Raw genomic sequence first — 19455 nt, 5'->3', positions numbered from 1 at the left:
ACGCCTTCGCGAGCAGGCTCGCTCCCACAGGGGTATGCATTCCAAATGTGGGAGCGAGCCTGCTCGCGAAGAACGATAACGCGGTCGATCAGACCGCCGCCACCTGCTTGCCGCGCGCAATATCCTGCATGAATTTGTCCGCCGGCATCGGATGCCCGAGCAGATAACCCTGCAACGAATCACACCCCAGCTCAGTCAGAAACGCCTGCTGCACACCGGTTTCAACACCTTCGGCGACAATGCGCAAACCCAGCGCCTGCCCCAACGCGACAATCGCCGAGACGATCGCCGCATCATCACTGTCATGCTCCAGATCGCGCACAAACCCACGATCAATCTTCAACTCGTTGGCCGGCAAACGCTTTAGGTACATCAGACTGGAATAACCCGTGCCGAAGTCATCGATCGACAGATCGACGCCCATGTCCGACAACTCCTGCAACACCGTCATGCTCGCATCGGCATCGCTCATCGCCGTGGTTTCGGTGATTTCCAGGGTCAGGCTGTTCGCCGGCAAGTGGTGAGTGGCCAACGCCTTGGCCACGCTGCGCACCAGCCCGGTGTGGCAAAACTGCAACGCCGACAGGTTCACCGCGATGCGCCAATCGGTGTAACCGAGCACAAACCACTCGCGCATCTGCCGACAGGCTTCATTGAGCACCCAGTCGCCGATCGGGATGATCAGCCCGGACTTCTCGGCCAGGTCGATAAACTTGTCCGGCATCAGCATGCCGTGGATCGGGTGTTGCCAGCGCAACAGCGCCTCGGCCCCGACCGGACGGCCGTTGGCGGCGTCGAACTTGGGTTGGTAATGCAGGCTGAACTGGCTGTGTTCCAGCGCCGCGCGCAGGTCCTGCAACAACTGCAACTGCTTGCGCGCGTTGTTGTTCATCGACGCGTCGAAAAAGCTGTAACCGTTTTTGCCGCCACCCTTGGCGTGGTACATCGCCGCGTCGGCATTCATCAGCAGTTCCTGCGCGGTCTGGCCATTGCCTGGGTACAGGGCGATGCCGACGCTGGCGGAAATCTGCAAGTCATGTTCGGCGACGCGGAATGATTGCGCGATCAGACCGACCTGACGCGCGGCCAGTCCCAGCGCATCATTGGGTTCGCTCAGACGCACCAGCAACACGAATTCATCGCCACCGATGCGCGCCAGTGTGTCCAGGCTGCGCAAGTCTTCACGCAGACGCACGCCGACTTCGCGCAACAACTGATCGCCCATGTGATGACCAAACGCATCGTTAACCGGTTTGAAGCCATCAAGATCGATGAACATCAAGGCAAAACAGCCGCCCTGCTCGTGGACCTTTTTCATCGCCTGATTGATCCGGTCGTCCAGCAACATGCGGTTCGGCAGGCCGGTCAGCGTGTCGTGCAGGGCCAATTGCGTGAGTTCGCGGTTGGCCACGGTCAACGAGTGCGCGAGATCAGCGGTACGCGCTTCGAGGCGCGCGTCGAGAATCGAGGTCAGCAAGGCAATCGACAGCACCGCCAACGTGGTGATCAACACCAGGCTGTCGAGGCCATTGCCCTTCAAGCCATTGACGGTGGCGCCACAGAAACTGCCATCAGGGAATTGCGCAGCAGCCATGCCGGTGTAATGCATGCCGACAATGGCGATGCCCATGATGACCGCTGCACCGCCGCGAATCAGGCGCACATACGGCGAGTGCTTACGCAGGCGAAAGGCAATCCACAGTGCCGCGGCCGACGCACCCACGGCGATCAGCAACGAGGCGCCGAACAGCGTCGGGTCGTAGTCGATACCCGGGGTCATGCGCATCGCCGCCATGCCGGTGTAATGCATGGCACTGATCCCGGCGCCCATGATCAGCGCGCCGAACGCCAGTTGCAGAATCGGCAGTTTCGGCTGACTGACCAGCCACAAGGCAAATCCGCAGGACAACACCGCAATCAACAGTGACAGCGCGGTCAGAGTGATGTCGTAGCCAAGGTCGATCGGCAGCTTGAAGGCGAGCATGCCAATGAAGTGCATCGACCACACGCCGATGCCCATGGCAAACGCACCGCCGGCGGTCCAGAAATGCACCGCACGGCCCTTGGCCGTGGCGATGCGACCGGTGAGGTCGAGCGCGGTGTAGGAAGCGAGAATCGCCACGCACAACGAAATGAAAACCAGGGTGGAGGAATAACTACCGATGAGCATGGGATTTCTCGTGACCACCCAACGCGGACTGCGTCCATTCTCGGTCGGGCAAATGCGGCGATTGTACTGATTACGCAGAAGAACGCACTGACAAAGTTATCAATTGGCCATCAAGCCGATGAAACGCTCGTTTGATCGGCCGACGAGGCTCTGGCCCAGCGCTCACGGCTTTACCCGATCGTTCCCACGCTCTGCGTGGGAATGCCTCAGCGGACGCTCTGCGTTCGGCTCTGGATGGGACGCGGAGCGTCCCGGGCTGCATTCCCACGCGGAGCGTGGGAACGATCAGTGATGGCGTGTTTTATTGGGCGTCAGTTACATCCAGTTGCCCATCCCAGCCACCGCCCAGCGCCGCAATCAATTGCACGCTTGCAATCAAACGGCTTTGCAGAATGTTCAGCACGCTGCGCTCGTTGCTCAGTGCCGTGGCTTGCACCACCACCACATCGATGTAAGCAATCAGACCGGCCTTGTACTGGTTCTCTGTCAGGCGCAGGGAGTCGCGGGCGGCGTCGAGGGCCTCCTGGCGCACCGCCGCTTCGTCTTCGTAGACCTTGAGCTGCACCAGGTAGTTTTCAACTTCGCGGAAACCGTCGAGCACGGTCTGACGGTACTTGGCCACGGTCTGATCGTACACCGCCTCGGTGCGGTCGACTTCTGCCGAACGTATGCCACCGTCAAACAGCGGCAGCGCCAGTTTTGGCCCGACCGACCAGAAGCGGTTCGGCAGGCTGATCAGGTTCTGCGAGGTACTGCTGCTGTAACCGCCGCTCAGACTCAAGCTCAGATCCGGGTAATACGCGGCTTTGGCCACGCCGATGTTGGCGTTGGCGGCGATCACCGAGCGCTCGGCCGAAGCAATGTCCGGGCGGCGTTCCAACAGCTGCGACGGCAGACTCAACGGCACCTGCGGCAACTTCGGAATGGTCTGCACTTCGGCAATGTTGAAATCCGCCGGTGCTTGCCCGGTCAGTACGGCAATCGCATTTTCAAACTGCGCGCGTTGCCAGATCAGATCGACCAGATCGGCCTGGGTGCTTTTCAGTTGCGTCTGCGCCTGGGCCACCGCATCCCGCCCGGAAACGCCCGCGCGGTATTGGTTCTGGGTCATTTTCAGCGAGCGTTCGTAAGCGGCAACCGTGGCTTCGAGCAGACGTTTTTGCTGATCGATCACCCGCAATTGCAGGTAGTTCTGCACCAGCTCCGACTGCTGACTCAGGCGCATCGCCGCCAGATCGGCAAAACTGGCTTGGGCGCTGGCCTCGTCAGCCTCAAGCCCACGGCGCAACTTGCCCCACACATCGGCTTCCCAACTGACGCCCAGCTCGGCGTTATAGGTATCGCGAATACCACTGGAGGAACTGCTCAGACTCGAACTGCTGCTGCCGGTGCCTTGGCTGGAGCGGGTTTTACCCAAGCTCAGATCGACACTCGGGTAAAACGCCCCGCGCGCACTGCGCACCAACGCCTGGGCCTGACGGTACTGGGCTTCCGACTGCGCGACAGTCTGGTTGGCATTGTTCAGGCGTTCGATCAAGCCGTTGAGCTGCTGATCGCCGTACAACTCCCACCACGCACCCCGGGCCAGCGAATCGCTCGGGTTGGCCTGGGTCCAGCCCTCGGCTTCTTTGTACTGAGCGATCTCAGCGGTTTGCGGACGCTGGTAGTCCGGGCCGACAGCGCAGGCACTGAGCATCGCCACGCACAGCGACAGGCTCAGCAGACGCGAGCCTCGAACGGTGGCCAGATTGAAAAGCGAACGGTCAGTCATAGCGGAGTTTCCAGAGCGGCGTCAGTACGCACGCCACGCCATTTGTTGAAACGATGGCGCAGCTTGTCGAGATAGAGGTAAACCACAGGCGTGGTGTAAAGCGTCAGCACCTGGCTGAAAACCAGTCCGCCGATGATGGTCAGGCCCAGCGGCTGGCGCATTTCCGCGCCTTCGGCCCGGCTGAGCAGTAGCGGCAAGGCACCGAGAATCGCCGCCAGGGTGGTCATCAGAATCGGTCGCAGGCGTTGCAGACAGGCACTGCGAATCGATTCCAGCGGCGACAGGCCCTGATGCCGTTCCAGTTGCAGCGCGAGGTCGATCATCAGAATGGCGTTTTTCTTCACCACGCCAATCAGCAGGAACAACCCGAGCAACGAGATCAGGCTGAACTCGCCGCCCAGCGCATAGATCGACAGCAACGCGCCGACACCGGCCGACGGCAGGGTCGACAGGATCGTCAGCGGATGGATGTAGCTTTCATACAGCACGCCCAATACCAGATACACCGCCAGCAACGCGCCGAGAATCATGAACGGCTGGCTCTTCTGCGTCGCGGCAAAAGCGTCGGCGGTACCGGCCATTTTCGCGATGACATCTTCCGGCAGGCCGAGCTTGGCAATCGCTCGCTCGATCGCGGCACTGCCCTGCTCCACCGTCACGCCTTCGGCCATATCGAAGGAAATGTCTTCGGAGGCGAACTGGCCTTCGTGGCTGACGCGGTCATCTTCCAGGCTGCTCTCATAATGAGCGATCGTCGACAGCGGCACCCGCGCACCGTCAGCGGTGATCACCTGAACCTGCTTGAGCGTCACCGGGTCCTGGGCGTATTTCGGATTGACCTCCATCACCACCTGATACTGGTTGAGGCTGTCATAGATCGTCGAAATCTGCCGCTGGCTGTAGGCGTTGTTCAACACCGAGGTAACCATGTCCATGTCGATCCCCAGGCGCTTGGCCTGATCGCGGTCGACGATCAACGTCACTTGCTGGGCACCCTTGCCTTCACGCGCGTCGATCGCGGTCAGTTCAGGCAACGCTCTTAACGCGGCAACCACTTTTGGATACCACTTGCGCAACTCGCCCAGATCGCCACTTTGCAGGATGTAGCTGTACTGCGACGTGGTCTGCTCGCGACCACCGCCAAATTGCAGATCCTGATCGGCCATCAGCATCAGTTGCGCGCCGGGCACCTTGGGCATTTCCTTGCGCAGGCGTTCGATGACTTTCTGCGCGTTGAGCTGGCGTTCGTTGATCGGCTTCAGACGTACCAGCATGAAGGCGTTGTTGGTGCCGTTGCTGCCGCCGATGAACCCGGCGACACTTTCCACCGCTTCGTCCTTGAGCACGGCGCGGCGGAAGATTTCCATTTTCGGCTGCATCACGCTGAACGACAGACCGTCGTCACCGCGCACGAAACCGATCAACTGGCCGGTGTCCTGCTGCGGCATGAAGGTTTTCGGCACCACCACGTACAGCGCGACGTTGACGCCTACGGTGATCAGCAGGCTGAGCAGCGTCAGGCGTCGGTGGCGCAACACCCAGTCGAGGCTGGTGGCGTATTTGCCGACCATCCAGTCGTTGGTGCGGCGACTCCAGCGTTGCAGACGGTTTTCCTGCCCCGGTGTGTGCGGTTTCAGCCAACGGGCGCAGAGCATCGGCGTCAACGTCAGCGAGACCACCAGCGACACCACAATAGCCGCCGCCAGGGTAATGGAAAACTCACGGAACAGGCTCTCGACGATGCCGCCCATGAACAGAATCGACAGGAACACCGCCACCAACGAGACGTTCATCGACAGCAAGGTGAAACCGACTTCCTTGGCCCCGAGGTACGCGGCCTGCATCGGTTTAACGCCCTCGTCGATGTGCCGCGAGATGTTCTCCAGCACCACAATGGCGTCGTCCACCACCAGTCCGGTGGCCAGGATCAGCGCCATCAGCGACAGGTTGTTCAGCGAGAAGCCATAGAGGTACATCACCGCAAAGGTGCCGACCAGCGACACCGGCACGGCCAATGTCGGAATCAGCGAGGCGCGGAAGTTACCGAGAAACAGGAACACCACCAGAATCACCAGCACCACGGCAATCAGCAAGGTCATCTCGGCTTCGTGCAACGTTGCCTTGATCACCGGCGAGCGGTCCATGGCCAGATCCAGCTTCACGCTGGCCGGCAACACCGCTTGCAGTGCCGGCAGTTGCGCCTTGATCTCGTTGACCGTCTCGATGATGTTGGCGCCGGCCTGGCGGTTGATCACCAGCAGCACCGCCGCGTCATCGTTGAAGAAGCCGCTGTTGTAGCGATCTTCGACGCCGTCGCTGACCTTGGCCACGTCCTTGAGGCGCAGCGCGGCGCCGTCGGCGTAGTGGATGATCAGTGATTCGTAATCCTTGGCTTTTTCCAACTGGTCATTGGCCTGGATCTGCCATAGACGCTGACCGTCCTCGACCGAACCCTTGGGCCGGCGCACGTTGGCATCGGCGATGGTCTTGCGCACATCGTCGAGCGCCACGCCGTACTGGTTCAGCGCCTGCGGTTCGAGTTCGATACGCACCGCCGGCAACGAACTGCCACCGATCTGCACTTCGCCGACGCCCTGCACCTGGGACAGACTCTGGGAAAGAATGGTCGAAGCCAAATCGTAGAGCTGGCCTTTTTCCAGCACGTCGGACGTCAGCGACAGCACCATGATCGGCGCCTGTGACGGGTTGACCTTCTTGTAGGTCGGCATGCTGCGCATACCGCTCGGCAGCAGGTTGCGCGAAGCGTTGATCGCCGCCTGCACTTCCCGCGCGGCGCCGTTGATGTCGCGGTCGAGGTCAAACTGCAGAATGACCCGGGTCGAACCCTGACTGGAGCGGCTGCTCATGGTGTTGACGCCGGCGATCGCGCCGAATGAGCGCTCCAGCGGCGTCGCCACGGTGGACGCCATGACCTCGGGACTCGCGCCGGGCAGGCTCGCCTGCACGACGATCACCGGGAAATCCATTTGCGGCAGCGGCGAAACCGGCAGCAGACCGAAGCTGACGCCGCCGAGCAGCATGATCGCCAGGCTCAGCAGCATCGTCGCGACCGGACGCTTGATGAAAGGACCGGACAAATTCATAGAGGCCAGCTCCAAGCTTCAAGCTGCAAGCTGCAAGCTAGAAACATGCGCAGGATCTGCTTTTTTCTTGCAGCTTGTAGCTCGAAGCTTGCAGCTGCTTTCATACCGAGACCTCCTCAGTGTCAGCATTGGTCTTGCCAAAGCGTCGCCCGAGGCGGTCGAAATACAGGTAGATCACCGGCGTGGTGAACAGCGTCAGCACCTGACTCACCAGCAGACCGCCGACCATCACCAGCCCCAGCGGCTGACGCAGTTCAGCACCTGAGCCCGTGGCGAGCATCAACGGCACCGCACCGAACAGCGCCGCCAGGGTGGTCATAAGAATGGGTCTGAAGCGCAACAGCGCCGCCTGATAGATCGCCTGCTCCGGCGCCATGCCTTGGGTGCGTTCAGCATCGAGGGCGAAGTCGATCATCATGATCGCGTTCTTTTTCACGATACCGATCAGCAGGATGATGCCGATGATGGCAATCATGCCCAGGTCATTGCCACTGAGCAGCAATGCCAACAAGGCACCGACGGCCGCCGACGGCAAGGTCGACAGAATGGTAATCGGGTGGATGTAGCTCTCGTAGAGCACGCCGAGCACGATGTACATGGTCACCACCGCCGCCAGAATCAGCAGCAAGGTGCTCGACAACGAGGCCTGGAAGGCTTCGGCTGCACCCTGGAACTGAGTCTGCACACCGACCGGCATGCCGATGTCTTTCTGTACCTGCTCAATGATGTCGACCGCATGCCCCAACGCCACTCCGGGTGCGAGGTTGAACGACATCATCACTGCCGGGAACTGGCCGATGTGGGTGATTGCCAGTTGCGCCTGCCGCTCTTCCACATGGGCCAGACTCGATAGGCGAACCTGGGCGCCATCGGTGGTCTTGACGTGAATCTGGTCCAGCGCCTGCGGGCCGATCTTCTCCCCGGCCTGGGCTTGCAACACCACGCGGTATTGGCTGGCCTGGGTATAAATGGTCGAGATCTGCCGCTGGCCGAAAGCGTCGTACAGCGCATCGGTGATGTTCGCCACCGAGACGCCAAGGCGAGAGGCGGCATCGCGGTCGATCACCAGATAGACCTGCAAACCCTTGTCCTGCAAATCACTGGCAACATCGGTCAACTCCGGACGCTGGGCCAACGCTTCGACCAGGCGGCCGCTCCACTGGCTGAGCAGTTCGGAGTCCGGCGAGGACATGCTGAACTGATATTGGGTGCGGCTGACGCGGTCTTCGATGGTCAGGTCCTGCACCGGCTGCATGAACAGGCGAATGCCGACCAGTTTGTCCAGTTGCGGTTGCAGGCGCGCAATCACTTCAGTGGCGCTCAGATCGCGATCGCCATGGGGCTTGAGGTTGATCAGCAAACGCCCGCTGTTGAGCGTGGCGTTGTCGCCGTCGACGCCGATGTAGGACGACAGGCTCTGCACCGCCGGATCTTCAAGAATGATTTTCGCCAATTCCTGTTGGCGTTCACCCATTGCCGCGAAGGAAATCGACTGCGGCGCCTCGGAAATGCCCTGAATCACACCAGTGTCCTGCACCGGGAAGAAGCCCTTCGGCACGACCATATAGAGGAACACGGTCAACGCCAGAGTGCCGATGGCCACCAGCAAGGTCAGTGGCTGGTGCTTGAGTACCCAGCGCAGCATCCGACCGTATTCGGCAATCATCCAGTCAATCACCGCACCACTGGCGCGGTAGAAGCGGCCTTGCTCATGTTCTTCCGGCTCACGCTTGAGCAGACGGGCGCACATCATCGGCGTCAAAGTCAGCGAGACCACCAGCGAAATCAGGATCGCCACGGCCAGAGTGATGGCGAATTCGCGGAACAAGCGCCCGACCACATCGGCCATGAACAGCAGCGGAATCAGTACCGCAATCAGCGACAGGGTCAAGGAGATCAGGGTGAAACCGATCTGTTTGGCGCCCTTGAGCGCGGCCTGCATCGGGCTGTCGCCTTCTTCGATAAAGCGCGAAATGTTCTCCAGCATGACGATCGCATCGTCGACCACGAAACCGGTGGCAATGGTCAGGGCCATCAGGGTCAGGTTGTTCACCGAGAACCCGGCCAGATACATCACGCCAAAGGTGCCGATCAGCGACAGCGGCACGGCCACCGATGGAATGATCGTCGCACTGGCGCGCCGCAGGAACAGGAAGGTCACCATCACCACCAGGGCGATGGCGATGAGCAATTCATGTTGTACGTCGGTGACCGAAGCACGGATGGTTTGCGTGCGGTCGGTCAGCACGGTGACATCGAGGCCGGCCGGCAGGTTGTCGGTGATGCTCGGCAGCAGCGCCTTGATGCGGTCGACCACTTCGATCACGTTGGCACCCGGCTGACGCTGGATGTTCAGCAACACGGCCTGATTCTGGTTGGCCCACGCAGCGAGGCGCTCGTTTTCGGCACCATCGACGATTTCCGCAACGTCCTTGAGCCGCAGCGGCGCGCCGTTCTTGTAGGCGAGGATCAGGTTGGCGTAGTCCTCGGGCGAGGTCAGTTGGTCGTTGGCATCGAGCATCGACACCCGCGTCGGGCCGTCGAAGTTGCCTTTCGGCTGGTTGACGTTGGAGGCGCCGATCAGGGTGCGTACGTCCGACAGGTTCAGGCTGTTGGCCGCCAGCGCTTCCGGGTTGACCTTGATTCGCACCGCCTGACGCTGACCGCCGGCAATGCTGACCATGCCGACGCCGCTGATCTGGGCGATTTTCTGCGCCATGCGCGTATCGACCAGATCATTGAGTTTGGGCAGCAACATGGTTTTCGAGGTGATGGCCAGGGTCAGTACCGGGGTGTCCGCCGGGTTGACCTTGTTGTACACCGGCGGTGCCGGCAAATCGGTCGGCAGCAGATTGGTCGCGGCGTTGATCGCGGCTTGCACCTGTTGTTCGGCGACGTCCATGTTGATGTCGAGGCTGAAACGCAGGGTCAGCACCGACGCACCGCCGGAACTGGTCGAGGCCATTTGCGTGAGGCCCGGCATCTGCCCGAACTGGCGCTCAAGTGGCGCGGTCACTGCACTGGTCATCACATCCGGGCTGGCGCCGGGATACAGGGTCATGACGCGGATGGTCGGGTAATCGACCTGTGGCAGTGCCGACACCGGCAGCAGGCGGTAAGCGATCAGACCGGCCAGAACAATGGCCAGCATGCTCAGGGTGGTGGCTACCGGTCGGAGGATGAACAGCCGCGAAATGTTCATGCGCCCTTCTTGGCCTTGTCGGTGACAGCAGCGTCAGTCGGGGTAGCGGCAGATTTGCCTTGCAGGTGTTCGGTCGGCGTGGTTGGCACTTGATTGCTGTCGTTGACCACTTCCACTTCACTGCCTTCTTTCAGGCGGTCAGTGCCTTCCAGTACCACTCGGTCGCCGGCTGTCAGGCCTTCGGTGATGACGGTGTTTTCGCCGTCGCTGGCACCGATCTTCAGTTGGCGAATGGTGACCTTCTTGTCGCCGTCCAGCGCATAGACGAAGGTGCCGTTGGTGCCAAACTGGATGGCCGCCGACGGTGCCAGCACCACGCCTTTCAGCGTGTCAGCCAGCAGGTGCACGTTGACGAACTGGTTGGGGAACAGCGCCTGATCGCGGTTTTCGTAGCGGGCCTTGAACTTCAGGGTGCCGGTAGCAACGTCAATCTGGTTGTCGAGGCTTTGCAGAACGCCGGTGGCTTGCAGTTTGCTGTCGCCGCGGTCCCACGCCTCGGCCGGAAGCTTGGCGCCGCTGCGATAACGCGCGAGAACGGTTTCCAGGCTGTTTTCCGGCAAGGTGAAAGCGACGCTGATCGGTTGCGTCTGGGTGATCACCGCGAGAAACGTGGTGTCGTTGGCGGTGACGAGGTTACCGACGTCAACCTGACGCAGACCGACGCGACCGGCAATCGGCGCGCGGATCTTGGTGAATTCGAGATTGAGCTTGGCATCGTTGACCGCTGCCTGATTGGTCTTGACCGTGCCCAGATACTGGCCGACCAGCGCTTCGGCGGTATCCAGGGTCTGTTTGGCGATGCTGTCCTCTTTGTACAAACCGCGATAACGCTCGACGTCGACCTGAGCGTTTTTCAGTTGCGCCTGATTCTGCAGCAAGGTGCCTTCGGCTTGCAGCAAGGCGTTCTGGTACGGACGTGGATCAATCTCCGCCAACAGGTCGCCGGCCTTGACCATCTGCCCTTCTTCGAAATTGATCTTGACCAGCTCGCCGCCCACCCGGCTGCGCACATTGATGGTGTTGAGCGCGGTCACCGTGCCCAGCGCCTTGTAGTACAGCGGGAAATCGCCAGTAACCGCCGGCGCCACGCGCACCGGAATCGGCCCCGCACCGCCACCGAAGCCCGGCCGCATCATCCCCGAACGCCCGGTGTGCCCGGCCGCAGCCTTGTCTGCGCCCTCCTTGGGGCTCGAGCCGGCAGGCCAGAATTTCCAGCACAGGACAGCGATCACCAACAGGACAAGCAGGCTGATCAGCCAGCGACGGGAGTTACGGGGAGACGATTGCATGGAGTGATTAACCATTGGGCGCGTGGGCTTCTTTTACGGGAGGCTGAACGATAAGCACTGATGGGGAATTAGCAAAGCAGCTTTACCGGCAATTTACTTACACCTTACGTTTCAAGGTGTGAGGCAAAACACTGATACACAAATGAAAACGGCCTGGACAGGGCCAGGCCGTTAACAATTGTAAAAGCTTTGTGGCAGAGCTTACTTCAATACGGCCAGAGCGGCATCGTAGTTAGGCTCTTCTGCGATTTCCTTGACCAGTTCGCTGTGCAGGACGTTGTCGTTTTCGTCCAGAACCACAACGGCGCGAGCGGTCAGGCCTTTCAGCGGGCCGTCAGCGATGGCCACGCCGTAGTTTTCGATGAATTCGGCACCGCGCAGGGTCGACAGGTTCTGTACGTTTTCCAAGCCTTCGGCGCCGCAGAAACGCGCTTGGGCGAACGGCAGGTCAGCCGAGATGCACAGCACCACGGTGTTTGCCACTTCGTTGGCCTGAGCGTTGAACTTGCGTACCGAAGTGGCGCAGGTCGGGGTGTCGACGCTTGGGAAGATGTTCAGCACTTTGCGCTTGCCGGCAAAGTCTTTCAGGGTGACGTCGGACAGATTGCCGGCAACCAGAGAAAAGGCTGGCGCCTTGGAACCGGCTTGTGGCAACTGGCCGTTGACTTGAACCGGATTGCCTTTAAGGGTGACTTGAGCCATGACTTGAGTCCTTCTGATGTTTTGATTGGAAAGCATGCAAGAGGCCGAAGTTAACCACGAAATTGTCCGACGACCTATGCCCTGTTTGGAAATTGTTGGGTGCCTGCGCGAAAAATTGTATACAAAACCACCGCAATTCCCCTGTAGGAGTGAGCCTGCTCGCGATAGCGGTCTTTCATATACGCAAATGTTGACTGAGACACCGCTATCGCGAGCAGGCTCACTCCTACAATGGATCTGCGGTGTGAAAAATTCTCCGCACTTTTACCAGAGACCCTGTCGATTCACCGCTGGCTCGTTCGACTAAACAACGAATCCCCACAATCCACGGAGTCACCGCCATGCGATTCATGATCCTTGTCAAAGCCAGCGCCGATTCGGAAGCCGGCATCATGCCCAGCGAAGAACTGATCACCGCCATGGGCAACTTCAACGAAGAACTGGTCAAGGCCGGCATTCTCATCGACGCCGACGGCCTGCACCCGAGCAGCAAAGGTGCGCGCGTGCATTTCTCCGGGGACAAACGCACGGTCATCGACGGGCCGTTCATCGAGACCAAAGAACTGGTGGCGGGTTACTGGATCTGGGAAGTGAAATCGAAAGAAGAAGCCATCGAATGGGTCAAGCGCTGCCCCAATCCGATGCCCGGCGAGTCCGATATTGAAATTCGCCAGATATTTTCTGCCGAAGACTTCGGCGCCGAGTTCACCCCCGAAGCACGTGCGCAAGAAGAGCGCGTTCGCGAACAGGCCAAGAAAAACGGCTAAACCGGACATCACATGTAGGAGCTGCCGAAGGCTGCGATCTTTTGATCTCAAAAAGCAAAGTCAAAAGATCACAGCCTCATTTCATTCGACAGCTACAGAATCGATCACTCGGGCATAGAGCGGATCTTGATCGTTCCCACGCTCTGCGTGGGAATGCCTCAAGGGACGCTCCGCGTTCCAGCTTGCGAATTTGACGCAGAGCGTCAAGGGCTGCATTCCCACGCAGAGCGTGGGAACGATCATTCAACAGAGATCAGTTCTTGAGTTCGACGTGATCCAGGGCTTGATTCACCGCCAGTTCCCCCAGCATGACGACTTGCGCGATGCCCAATGCAGTCTTGCGCTGGGAGGTTTCCAGCGACGCGGCGAAGTTGATCAGCATCTCGCTGGCCGAGCCGAGGGTTTCGCTGGCGTTGGCTAGAAGAGATTCGGTGTTGTACCTGGGATTGGCGAGGTACATGGGTTCCGGCTCGTTGACGCTGGACATGATGCCGGCGGCGGGATTGAGGTAGTAGTCGAGGGCGCGGTCGGCGGCTTCGTGGAGTTTTTTGCTGTCGACTGAGGCGTAGGGGGATGTGCTGTCGGCGTCTGATTCTGGGGGATTGGGTGTTGGTTTTTTCATGGTGGAACTCCACTGGAAAGTTGGAGCTGCCCCATTCGGTTTCCGGACGAAGAGGTGGCAGCTGTACGCAGGTTGGAAACCCGGGCAGCGGCGACCCGGTCGACCCGAAGGTCTCCCGCGCACAGCCGCCATAACGGAGTGCACACATTCGAAGTGCGCAAGGATACGTTATGAAAGGCGTGTACGCGCCACTAATACCCGTCGGGGTTTCCAGTCCCGGTCGCTGATTTGGCAGCGACGAACACAGGCTAGAGACCCGACGTCCGACGGACAACCTGAAAACCTTGTGGGAACGTTCCGCAAATTTCAAACAACGCTTAAACATCCCGAATTGAAATACGCATATGTAAGAGCTGCCGAAGGCTCGAACCGCGATCGGACGATCGAAAATCACCGAGCGCTTCCAGCAGGGCATTGTGCGCAGCACCTTGCAGGACGTCGGCATTGGCTCGGCCGCTTGGGTCAACCACCGTGCCGCGTTGGGATGGAGGGAATCCTTAGCTTCGCTGGTTTACCGGGCAATGATGTAGCGCCTGAGCAAATGCCATCGCGGGCAAGCCCGCGATGGGGCCATCAACTGCGCTGAATTATTTGGACCCGGACTTCAACTTCAGATACGACTGACGCAAGTCCGAGGCCCAGCCATCGATCACCGGTTTGACGTCATTCGCCGTCATCGCCTGCTTGTCATTTTCCAACGGCTTGCCGGTGCCTTTGCGCACCACTTGCGCGACGACCTTGTTATTCGCGCCATCAAGGAACACCGCTTCGGTGGCCAGAGTGGTTTCCTGATCGCGGATACCGCTGGCGGTGCTGACCGCTGCGGCGACCAGAGCGATCGGAATCACCTCATACGCGTGCAGGCCTTCGGTCTTGCTGCTCACGGCGGTGATCGCCGCACGCACCACAATCACGCCTGGGCCCGGGCCGGTGGCCAGCGGCAAGTCTTTGCCGATCTCACGTTTGAGCGCCTGATCGTAGTAGGAGGTGATGCCATTGAGGGTTTGCTGGGAGATCTTCGCGGTCGGTTGCGGTTTCGGGTAGAGCTGGGTTGGCTCGATGTACACACTGGTGAACTTTTTGATGTCGACCTTCGGATCGATCCAGCGCATCACCTCGGCACCGGACGGAGATTTGGCTTCCTTGAGCTGGCTGTAGTCTTTGAGAAAGCCTGAGTACTCTTTCGGGTCGACGGTTTTGCTGGAACAACCCACCATTGCGACGGTGGCAATGCACAGAGTGCCCATCATCACTGCTAGCTTCATGCTGTAACTCCTGTCAGAAGGCCGAAAACTTTGTCCGGGGGAATTACAGGTATAGCTAAAACCGCAGTAATTGCGATTGCAAAGCACAATATTCACGCAAGGCTGCGCGGCGCATCACAAGCGTCATTTGAAAGACGTCGAGCATCCGGCAACGCTGCATTGAGCACTTGGCAATGCGTGAACTTCAAGAGTCGGCTGCACTGGAGCAAGTTGAGCCGGAACGCCCGCAGGTGCTTTTGCAGGGCTGGAAGCAGATGAACCAAGTGATTGGCTGGAGATTGTCTTCCCTCACCCTAGCCCTCTCCCAGAGGTAGAGGGGACCGACCGGGGGATATTCAAGAGATACACCGACGTGAGCGATTGGCTTTGAATCCATAATCGACTCGGTCTGTCACGTCGGTGCAGGAAGACAGACACCCCGGTCAGTCCCCTATGCCAGAGGTAGAGGGACCGATTGGGGGGAGATTCAAGAGATGCACCGACGTGAGCGATTGGCTTTGAATCCCATAATCGACTCGGTCTGTCACGTCGGTATCGCTCGCCAGACAACTCGGTCAGCTCCCGTCCCTCTGGAAAAGGGGACCGACCGGGGGATATTCAAGAGATACACCGACGTGAGCGATTGGCTTTGAATCCATAATCGACTCGGTCTGTCACGTCGGTGCAGGACGACAGACAACTCGGTCAGTCCCCTCCCTCTGGGAAAGGGGACCAAATGGGGGAAATTCGAGAGATGCACCGACGTGAGCGATTGGCTTTGAATCCATAGTCGACTCGGTCTGTCACGTCGGTGCAGGACGACAGACACCTCGGTCAGTCCCCTCTCCCTCCGGGAGAGGGTTAGGGTGAGGGGCTTTTCAAGGTTCAACCGATTTACCAGGATGAAGTCTCACCACTGCGCAAAGCCATCTCCCGCCGGCTGTTGATGTGCATCGCCTTGATCAACGACACCGTACCCACCAACAAAATCGCCGCGCCCAACAGGAAATCGATGTTGTACAGCTGAAAATCCTGCACCGGCCCGATCAACAGCACTCGCACGATCGCCGCGCCCAGCAGCGTGGCCAGGAAGTCGATCCCCGGTTCGTTACGGTAAAACACCAGCAGCAATGGCAGGCACAACACCAACAGCAGCAACAGCACGACAGCCTTGAACGAACCCTTGCGCTCGACACTGAAGGCACATTCGTGCGGCCCGTAAGCCTTGTAATCCTCGTCACGAATCATCGAGGTTTTCTCGTTGATGTAATCGACGCGGTTGTACTTCTGGATCGGTGTGAAGGTGTTGGACATCTCCATCAACGTGGTGATGTTCTTGAAACGCAGGTCGATGCGCTCGCTGCCCTTGAGGTAATAGAGCACCGGTTTGTAGCCGTAGCGATAGGTGTCGAAAGGGAACTCGGTGACCTGGCCCTGCACGCCAATCGGGCGCGGTTCAAGTTCGGCGTAGGCACTTTTGTTGGTGGCCGACAGGTTGCGGCTCAGCGGTTGCACCTTGACCTGCTCAAGGAAGATCGGCGTGACGCCGTAGGACCACTGCAACGGTTCCAGACGCAAGCGCAGTTCGTTGCGAGCGAGGTCATAGCGGTTGAAAGTACGTTCAGAGACCACCAGGGAACCGCTGAGCATGAACTCGCCGCGCAGGTTATTGGTGACACGCAAGGTCAGTTGGTCCTTGCCCAGCAACGCCGCTTCCGTAGACGGTGGCGTGCCGCACCACGCGGTGCTTTCGCCGACGCCGCCGAGCTGGCCACCGCTGTTTTCCTTGAATACATAAAAGTAACTGGCCCACAGCGTCACCATTAACAGCGCCGCTGTGAGACCGAGGATTTTTTTGCCCGGACTCACTGATCAGACTCCCTTCTTCGGTTCCATCGTCCAGCCGAAAACCCGCTGGCGACGGCGACTCTACCAAAAGGCCAGCATCGACCCAAGGGAAAATGCCCAACGAATGAGGGTTGTAGGGGTTTCCCCGGTGGCAGAAGCAAGATCAAAAGATCGCAGCCTGCGGCAGCTCCTACACGCGATCCACTGTAGGAGCTGCCGCAGGCTGCGATCTTTCAAACCATCAACGCCGACGGAAAAGCGGACGTGGTTCGATGACTGAGCGCCCATACAGCACGCTCATCCCGGCCAACCCTTTCAGCGCATCCTCAGCCGATTTGTCCTCACGCACCGCGAAACTGTCGAACCCGCACTGGCGCATATGGCTGAGCTGATCACGCAAGACATCGCCAATCGCGCGCAACTCCCCTGCCCAGCCGAACCGACTGCGCAGCAGATAAGCCTGGCTGTAAGCGCGGCCGTCGCGAAAACTCGGGAAGTCCAGCGCGATCAGCGGCAACGATCGCAACCACGGCACCAGGCTTTCAACCTCATCATCCGGGCCCAGCCACACCGCGTGGGTCGACGGCGATTCCAGCCAATGCCCCAGCGGCAGCATCAACAAACCATCAGGCCTTGGCGTCGTAGGCTCGCGCACCAGCGTCCACGGATCGTCCGTCACAATCCGCGCCACACCCTGCTCCAGCCGCAACAGATTATTCATGCCGTGGCCTCCAGCGTTTTCGGATAGACCCGTTCCTTGAACGGCTCCAGGCCAATCCGCGCGACGGTGTCGACAAACAATTCCTCGTGCTCGCGATAGCGCACGAAGGTGCCGATGATCCGCTCGATCACCTGCGGTACCTCGGCCGCGCTGAACGACGGGCCGATGACTTTGCCCAATGCGCTGTTTTTACCTTGAGCACCGCCAAGGGTGATCTGATACCACTCGCTGCCGTTCTTATCGACGCCAAGGATGCCGATATTGCCGATGTGGTGATGGCCGCAGGCATTCATGCAGCCCGAGATGTTCAGGCTGATGTCGCCCAGATCATGCAGGTAATCGAGGTTATCGAAGCGGGCCTGAATCGCTTGGGCGATCGGGATCGACTTGGCGTTGGCCAACGCACAGAAATCGCCACCGGGGCAGGCAATGATGTCGGTCAGCAGGCCGACGTTGGCGCTGCCCAGGTCATGTTTGCACGCCAGTTGCCACAGCGCGTAGAGGTCGGTTTTCGCCACGTCTGGCAGGACGATGTTCTGCTCATGGGCAATACGAATCTCGCCGAAACCGAAACGTTGCGACCAATCGGCCACCGCGAGCATCTGCACGCCGGTGACATCCCCCGGCGGCGCGGCCATGCCCGGTTTGGTCGACAGCACCACACTGGTGTAACCCGGCACTTTGTGCGGCTGCACGTTGCGCGCGACCCAACGGGCGAACGCCGGGCTTTCCGCCAGGCACGTGCCGAAGTCCAGATCGGTGTCGGCCAAGGTGTGATAAACCGGCGGCACGAAGGCGCTGGCGACCCGTTGGTATTCGGCCTCGGTCAGTTGCGCCGGGCCGTCCTTGAGGTGCTGCCACTCTTCTTCGACTTCCTCGGCAAACGCCTCGATGCCCAGTGCCTTGACCAGAATCTTGATCCGCGCCTTGTACTTGTTGTCGCGCCGGCCATGGCGGTTGTACACGCGCAAAACCGCTTCGACGTAAGACAGCAAATGCTGCCACGGCAAGCCTTCGCGGATCTGCAAACCGAGGATCGGCGTACGGCCCAGACCACCGCCGACGATCACGCGCAGCAACATCTGCCCGTCGCGACCGGGGTAAAGGTACAGGCCGATGTCGTGCATCATGATCGCCGCACGATCCTGCTTCGCCGAGCAGATGGCGATCTTGAATTTGCGCGGCAGAAACAGGAATTCCGGGTTGATCGTCGACCACTGCCGCAGGATTTCGGCCAACGGGCGCGGGTCGATCAACTCGTCCGCCGCGACCCCGGCGAACGCCTCGGTGGTGATGTTGCGTACGCAGTTGCCGGAAGTCTGGATCGCATGCATGTTGACCTGCGCCAAGCGTTCGAGGATGTCCGGCACCTCGGCCAGCTCGATCCAGTTAAACTGCATGTTCTGCCGCGTGGTGAAGTGGCCGTAACCGCGATCGTAATCACTGGCGATGCTGGCCAGCGTGCGCATCTGCGCGGCGTTCAACGTGCCGTAAGGAATCGCCACGCGCAGCATGTAGGCGTGCTTTTGCAGGTACAGGCCGTTTTGCAGGCGCAGCGGCAGAAACTCCTCTTCGCTCAATTCCCCGGCCATGAAGCGCTCGACCTGATCGCGAAACTGCGCAACGCGCTCGAACACCAGCGCCCGGTCGTAATCATCGTATTGATACATGCCACTGCCACCTCATCAGGACGCACACAATTCCTGTAGGAGTGAGCCTGCTCGCGATAGCGGTGTGTCAGGCAACTGAGATGTTGACTGACACACCGCTATCGCGAGCAGGCTCACTCCTACAGCTTTTCCCAGACTATGGCCGAACAGCGCAGCACGTTACAGATTCACCTGAAGCGATAAAAACCATATCAGGACGCGGCAGAACGCCGCAGCCAGCCCTTCAATCTGATCCGCATAAATGAAAGATTCCTGAGCCTGTTTTGTTTCTGGCGGGGTTTCTACAGTGCAGCTCATGCCAGACCGGGTGGCCTGGCAAGACTTTGCAACCGTGGATGAACTGAC

The 19455-nt window shown here is 59.8% G+C and carries 12 protein-coding genes; 1 reads left to right on the top strand and 11 read right to left on the bottom strand.

What is annotated here, in order from left to right; genetic code table 11:
- Positions 1 to 88: 88 nt before the first annotated feature.
- The 6 genes from CKW17_RS03530 to tpx form a co-directional block, all read right to left on the bottom strand.
- Complete coding sequence (locus CKW17_RS03530; protein ID WP_095118726.1) at positions 89 to 2170, bottom strand: bifunctional diguanylate cyclase/phosphodiesterase; 2082 nt, start codon at positions 2168 to 2170, stop codon at positions 89 to 91.
- 301 nt (positions 2171 to 2471) lie between these two features.
- Complete coding sequence (locus CKW17_RS03525; RefSeq protein ID WP_095118725.1) at positions 2472 to 3941, bottom strand: efflux transporter outer membrane subunit; 1470 nt, start codon at positions 3939 to 3941, stop codon at positions 2472 to 2474.
- Positions 3938 to 7045, bottom strand: a complete 3108-nt coding sequence (locus CKW17_RS03520; RefSeq protein WP_095118724.1) for an efflux RND transporter permease subunit — start codon at positions 7043 to 7045, stop codon at positions 3938 to 3940. The genes CKW17_RS03525 and CKW17_RS03520 overlap by 4 nt, the downstream gene beginning before the upstream one ends.
- 100 nt (positions 7046 to 7145) lie before the next feature.
- Entirely contained in the window at positions 7146 to 10247 is a 3102-nt protein-coding gene (locus tag CKW17_RS03515) for an MdtB/MuxB family multidrug efflux RND transporter permease subunit (RefSeq protein ID WP_095118723.1), read from the bottom strand.
- The gene (locus CKW17_RS03510) at positions 10244 to 11551 is read right to left on the bottom strand and encodes an MdtA/MuxA family multidrug efflux RND transporter periplasmic adaptor subunit (protein ID WP_095118722.1); all 1308 of its coding nucleotides are present in this window, start codon (positions 11549 to 11551) and stop codon (positions 10244 to 10246) included. The genes CKW17_RS03515 and CKW17_RS03510 overlap by 4 nt, the downstream gene beginning before the upstream one ends.
- A 186-nt stretch (positions 11552 to 11737) precedes the next feature.
- A complete protein-coding gene (tpx, locus tag CKW17_RS03505) occupies positions 11738 to 12238 on the bottom strand; it encodes a thiol peroxidase (protein ID WP_008086450.1) in 501 nt (166 codons plus the stop codon).
- A 341-nt stretch (positions 12239 to 12579) separates the two neighbouring features.
- Between tpx and CKW17_RS03500 the strand changes: the two genes are divergently transcribed.
- A complete protein-coding gene (locus CKW17_RS03500; protein ID WP_095118721.1) occupies positions 12580 to 13005 on the top strand; it encodes a YciI family protein in 426 nt (141 codons plus the stop codon).
- Positions 13006 to 13258: 253 nt separating this feature from the next.
- Here CKW17_RS03500 and CKW17_RS03495 read toward each other — a convergent pair whose 3' ends face one another.
- The 5 genes from CKW17_RS03495 to CKW17_RS03475 form a co-directional block, all read right to left on the bottom strand.
- The gene (locus CKW17_RS03495; protein WP_077572690.1) at positions 13259 to 13627 is read right to left on the bottom strand and encodes a DUF6124 family protein; all 369 of its coding nucleotides are present in this window, start codon (positions 13625 to 13627) and stop codon (positions 13259 to 13261) included.
- A 587-nt stretch (positions 13628 to 14214) separates the two neighbouring features.
- A complete protein-coding gene (locus tag CKW17_RS03490) occupies positions 14215 to 14892 on the bottom strand; it encodes a DUF3313 domain-containing protein (protein ID WP_095118720.1) in 678 nt (225 codons plus the stop codon).
- Between the two features lie 873 nt (positions 14893 to 15765).
- A complete protein-coding gene (locus CKW17_RS03485; RefSeq protein ID WP_095118719.1) occupies positions 15766 to 16740 on the bottom strand; it encodes a hypothetical protein in 975 nt (324 codons plus the stop codon).
- Between the two features lie 220 nt (positions 16741 to 16960).
- Entirely contained in the window at positions 16961 to 17440 is a 480-nt protein-coding gene (locus tag CKW17_RS03480; protein ID WP_095118718.1) for a DUF934 domain-containing protein, read from the bottom strand.
- Positions 17437 to 19110 carry a nitrite/sulfite reductase gene (locus CKW17_RS03475; protein WP_095118717.1) on the bottom strand — a complete coding sequence of 558 codons (1674 nt, stop codon included), beginning with the start codon at positions 19108 to 19110 and terminating at the stop codon, positions 17437 to 17439. Before CKW17_RS03475 ends, CKW17_RS03480 begins: the two co-directional genes overlap by 4 nt.
- Positions 19111 to 19455: the final 345 nt, after the last annotated feature.

Origin of the sequence: Pseudomonas sp. Irchel s3f10, from assembly GCF_900187515.1 — a bacterium.
Taxonomy (GTDB): Bacteria; Pseudomonadota; Gammaproteobacteria; order Pseudomonadales; family Pseudomonadaceae; genus Aquipseudomonas; species Aquipseudomonas tensinigenes.
Note: the sequence above shows the minus strand (reverse complement) of the source record. Positions and strands in the feature narration are given on the sequence as shown.

Bases quoted from the DNA above. Each gene is read 5' to 3' on its own strand.
- CKW17_RS03530 (WP_095118726.1), bottom strand. From the start codon at position 2,170: ATGCTCATCGGTAGTTATTCCTCCACCCTGGTTTTCATTTCGTTGTGC.
- CKW17_RS03525 (WP_095118725.1), bottom strand. From the start codon at position 3,941: ATGACTGACCGTTCGCTTTTCAATCTGGCCACCGTTCGAGGCTCGCGT.
- CKW17_RS03520 (WP_095118724.1), bottom strand. From the start codon at position 7,045: ATGAATTTGTCCGGTCCTTTCATCAAGCGTCCGGTCGCGACGATGCTG.
- CKW17_RS03515 (WP_095118723.1), bottom strand. From the start codon at position 10,247: ATGAACATTTCGCGGCTGTTCATCCTCCGACCGGTAGCCACCACCCTG.
- CKW17_RS03510 (WP_095118722.1), bottom strand. From the start codon at position 11,551: ATGGTTAATCACTCCATGCAATCGTCTCCCCGTAACTCCCGTCGCTGG.
- tpx (WP_008086450.1), bottom strand. From the start codon at position 12,238: ATGGCTCAAGTCACCCTTAAAGGCAATCCGGTTCAAGTCAACGGCCAG.
- CKW17_RS03500 (WP_095118721.1), top strand. From the start codon at position 12,580: ATGCGATTCATGATCCTTGTCAAAGCCAGCGCCGATTCGGAAGCCGGC.
- CKW17_RS03495 (WP_077572690.1), bottom strand. From the start codon at position 13,627: ATGAAAAAACCAACACCCAATCCCCCAGAATCAGACGCCGACAGCACA.
- CKW17_RS03490 (WP_095118720.1), bottom strand. From the start codon at position 14,892: ATGAAGCTAGCAGTGATGATGGGCACTCTGTGCATTGCCACCGTCGCA.
- CKW17_RS03480 (WP_095118718.1), bottom strand. From the start codon at position 17,440: ATGAATAATCTGTTGCGGCTGGAGCAGGGTGTGGCGCGGATTGTGACG.
- CKW17_RS03475 (WP_095118717.1), bottom strand. From the start codon at position 19,110: ATGTATCAATACGATGATTACGACCGGGCGCTGGTGTTCGAGCGCGTT.